General features: G+C 51.5%; 1 protein-coding gene and 3 pseudogenes. All 4 read right to left on the bottom strand.

Translation table 11 applies throughout. From position 1 onward, the window contains the following. Positions 1-287, bottom strand: a pseudogene (locus BN93_RS17895) (beta-mannosidase); the annotation flags it as partial. Between the two features lie 15 nt (positions 288-302). Next, on the bottom strand, positions 303-1,589 hold the full coding sequence (locus BN93_RS04805) for a glycan-binding surface protein (protein ID WP_019187207.1): 1,287 nt from the start codon (positions 1,587-1,589) through the stop codon (positions 303-305). A 23-nt stretch (positions 1,590-1,612) separates the two neighbouring features. After that, positions 1,613-3,369 (bottom strand): annotated as a pseudogene (locus BN93_RS04800) (RagB/SusD family nutrient uptake outer membrane protein). Then, positions 3,366-4,380: pseudogene (locus BN93_RS04795) on the bottom strand (SusC/RagA family TonB-linked outer membrane protein); the annotation flags it as partial. The pseudogenes BN93_RS04795 and BN93_RS04800, both read right to left, overlap by 4 nt.

The raw sequence follows: 4,380 nt of genomic DNA, 5'->3' as shown, positions 1-4,380 counted from the left end.
ATATTAGCCATCAGCAAAAGCTTGTTAGACGAGCCGATAACGTTGGCACTAACCACGGGTTGGCCGTTGAGTGTGATGCGTTGGTATTGCGACGATGCAAAGAAAACGTTTTTATCGTAGGTAACGACGATGGAGTCGAGACCTGCTTTGATGTTCTCTTGCGGACTAACACCAACAAACGCAGGCGCACCAACAGCTTGTATGTTGTGTTCAACAGCATCGTTGCAGGCTGTTGCCGACAGCGACAGAGCCGCGAAAACGGCTAGGTATATCGTATTTCGTTTCATTGTAATCGGTTTTAATTATTTGGCAGGCACAAGCCTAACGTTGTCGATATAGAGTTCGGGCTCGCAGTCGGTTCCTTCAACGCCACCGCTCCAAAGGAAGAAGGTGAAGCCTGTGAGTCGGTCTTTGGTAAGTGCCGAGCCAGCCGTTTGTCCGTCGCCCGTTTTGTTGAATGTAGAGAGGGGCATGCTTACAGTCACCCATTTGTCGCCCGTGTTATAGCTTCCAGTTGCTTGCCAAGGAATCCACAAGCCGCGCGGCAGGTCTTTCTTGCCGTAATATTGGCTGTTGGCATTGGTATATGTCACGTCGGCATTGCCTGTAAAGATGACTTGTAGGGCCGAAGCACGCCACGTCTTGTTGGCAGGTACGCGGCATTCGAACTTCAAAACGAGGTCGGAAACGCTGCAAGTGTCGAGCATCGCGGCAATGGTAGTGATGCTAGAAATCTCTGGGAAGTTGTTGTTTGGTTCGGGCCAATAGTTCATGGCGAAGTTATCTTCGGCCCAAGTAGCACCAACTTTGCCCAACATCTTTACACCACCGAAGTAGAGATAGCTGCCGTCGATGCCGCCAGCGCGTATGTTTCCGGCGCGCCAACCATGTCCTTTGGTCATTCCACCGTGCGAACCGTCGAAGTCGAAGATGATGTTGCGCGTGTCTTTATATACGAAGTCGGACTCGCCTTTGCCGTAAACCGACTGTACAATCACGCGACCCGCGGTGGCCCCTGTGGGCATGGTGAAGGTGATGCTGTTCTTCGTGATGCCCTTGATGTCGGTAACGGCCAATGCACCATCGTTAAAAAGAACTTGCAAAGGCTTGTAGGGGTCTTGTATAAAGTAGTCGCCCGTGATGGTCACTTCTTCTCCTGCGGGTGCATACTCGCAGTTCATGGCCTTTACCGAGGGCGGCGGAACAATCACGTGGAAGGCATGTGTGGTGGTATCTCCATCGCCATTCACCATATATATCTTATCGGTAACGGCCGAAGGTATTTCTCCGGGAATGTCTACAAGCAGCGTGTTGTCGGTGATAAAGCTAGAATTGAGCACCGCCTCCTTGTCGTTGAAGAACATTCGGCGCACACTTCGCAGGTTGCTTCCCACCAAGCAGATGGTGCGTTGCATGTAACTTTGGGTGATTATCGAGTCGACACTCTCAGGCAAACGTATGTATTGCACCTGGGGAGAACCGCCCGTGGGCTTGTATTCGTCGGGTTGGTCGCTACATGCGGTAAGGGCTAAGGTTGCCAAGGCAAGCCATGCGGCAAGCGAACGCAACGTTATGATGGAACGTTTCATTGTATGATGTATTTATTGGTGGGTTAATAAGAATAGGTTGAACGCACGTCTACGTGTACGGCCTCGTTCAGAAGATTGCCGTTGAACACCACATCCTGACTTGGGAAGGGCAGCGTAAAGCTCTGTGCTGTTACGTTAGGAGCCTGTGCGTCGGGGTTGTATCGCATGTCGGTGGTGTTAACGTTCCATGCGCCACTCTTGTAATAGTTCTCGTACAGGGTGTTAAGACCGAAGAACGCGCCGCGCTTTTGGGCTTTAAGTTCGGCTATGCAGCCTGCCGTGTCGTAGTAGCTGCGGCGCACAAAGTCGTACCAGCGGTCGCCCTCCATCGCCAATTCCAGTCGGCGTTCTTTCCAAACGTCTTGCCAAGAGATGCTTGTTGGGCGCGATGCCGACTTCACTGCCCTGCTGCGAACCTTGTAAAAGGCATCGATGGCCGAGGCATCAGTGGTGGATGTGCCGTTGCCTATCACGGCCTCTGCATACACCAAGTACACGTCTGAGAGTCTAAGCACGGGCGTTGGCAAACTGCTGTGCATGTTAGATGCCGATATTCCGTCAATGGCGAACGTCTTATGGTCGTACGCATTGCCGTAAAGATGTTTCACATTGTTGGCACCTGTAGCGCTTTGCAGCTTGCCAGGACCCCCGCTACCATAGTTGTCGGCATCGTACATAAACTGCAAATAGTTGAAACCCTTACGCCCTTTGTTGTCTGTTTTGTCGGTCCAGAAGTAGTCGTAAAAGTCGCCTGCCATCATCATTGTGGCCTTTCTGCGGGTGTCTACCTCACTTCTGCTTTCGGGATTTTCGGTTGGCGACACGCCGAAAGCCTCTTGCAAATCTATCGAAGGGCCGTTATATCCGCCCCAACAATCGCCAAATTCGTCGAAACCCACCATGGCTAAGTCGCTTTGCAAGGTGTTTTGCACGGTCCAAATACTGGTGTCGGCCGTCCACATCCATGCGAAAAGAAACTCTCTGTTCATGGCGTTTTGCAGGCGGAACACATCGGCGTAGTTCGCCATCAACGTACGTCCGCTGTTGTCTATCACGTCTTTGGCATACGCTGCGGCCTTTTTCAGGTCGTCGGCGTTGCGTTGTCCGTTACCATTAGCGTTCACCCGCTTTTGGTTAGGTACACTTTGGCGAGCAATCCCTCTGCGGCGTAATAGTCTATGCGGCCTGGCGAACCCTGGCGAGGCAGCAGTTGCATGGCCTTTTCAAGTGTAAGGATGATGTATTCGTACACGTCGGCCTTCTTTACTCTACTTACATTACTGTACGAACCGTCGGCAAGCATGGCCGAGTTGTCGTGAATGATGGGCACATCGCCAAACGAACGCACCAAGAAGAAGTAGGCCATAGCCTTCCATGCCAAGCACTCGCCCATGCACTGGTTCTTTACGGCTTGCGATGCCGTGGCGTTTTTAAGGTTGTTGTACACGGTGTTGGCATGCCCGATAACCGACCACAGCGAGTAAGACATGTTCATCAAGTCGCCGTCGGTGCCGTTAACGGTGAGCGTTAAGTAAGGACTAGAACCCCAATAGTAGTTGCCCGACATCACTTCGCCTACCTTAATGAAGCCGCGTTGGAAGTCGTACCAAGGCGAATTGTACAGGTAATTCACACCTTGCAGACACTGGTTGTCGTCCTTATAGAACGTGCCGGCGTTGTAAGAGTCTTCTGCGGGCCTGTCCAGAAAGTCGTTGCACGATGTTGTAAGCGCGCCCGTTGCTAGGGAGATGGCCATATATAGATATGTTAAACGTTTCATCTTGAAGAAGGTTTATTGTTAGAAGGTGAGGTAAGGCCAAACGAATAGGTGGTTGGCGAGGGGTAGCGGCCGTTGTCTAAGCCGTAAGTGTAACCGTTGATGTCGGCAGTGCTGGCGCCAATTTCGGGGTCGTAGCCATCATAACCCGTTATGGTAAGCAGGTTTTGGATGTTTACATACACGCGAAGATTGTCTATTCCCCATTTAGAAATCCACTTCTTGGGCAGCGTATAGCCCAAGGCGATGTTCTTTAAGCGGATATACGAGCCGTCTTCTATATAGCGGTCGCTAATCACATCGTTGTCGTTGGGGTCGGTAATAGTGGCGCGGGGGATGTTTGTTCCGGGGTTGGCCACGCGTATGTTGCTGGCATCGGTGTACCAATAACTGCCTGGCGCGTAGGTTTTCGACGGGTCGATGGGTTCCAATCGGGCGCGTTTGGTAACGTCTTTAAGCTGATTGCTCCACAAGCTGTTCATGTGGGTGAGCTTCATTTTCATGTAGTTGTACACCTTGTTGCCGTAGGTTCCGTTAACAAATACGTTGAGGTCGAAGTTCTTGTAGCGGAAAGTGTTGGTCCATCCGAAGGTGAACTTGGGCATGGGCGACCCGATGTTGGTCTTGTCGTAGTCGTCGATAACGCCGTCGGGCTTGCCTTCTGGACCGCTGATGTCTTTGAATTTAAGGTCGCCAATCCAAGGAGTGGTGTTGCGATCAAAGCTTTTTCCGTCGGCTGGATATTTCGCAGTCTTGGGCGAAGTTTCAAGGTCGGCCAGGTCTTTATACACGCCATCGGTAACGAAACCATAGAAACTGTACAGCGATTCGCCTATGTTCGACACGCTAATCACATCGTTCCACTGTCCGTAACCCACGATGGCGGCGTTTTTTGTGCCCGAAAGAGCCACCAACTTGTTCTTGTTCCACGATATTTGGAACTCCGAATCCCATTGCAATGCACCCGTCAGGGGGTGTGCGTTCACCGTAAGTTCTAATCCCGTGTTGCGTATT

This window comes from Prevotella conceptionensis 9403948 (assembly GCF_000312305.1).
In the GTDB taxonomy this organism is placed as follows: Bacteria; Bacteroidota; Bacteroidia; order Bacteroidales; family Bacteroidaceae; genus Prevotella; species Prevotella conceptionensis.
Note: the sequence above shows the minus strand (reverse complement) of the source record. Positions and strands in the feature narration are given on the sequence as shown.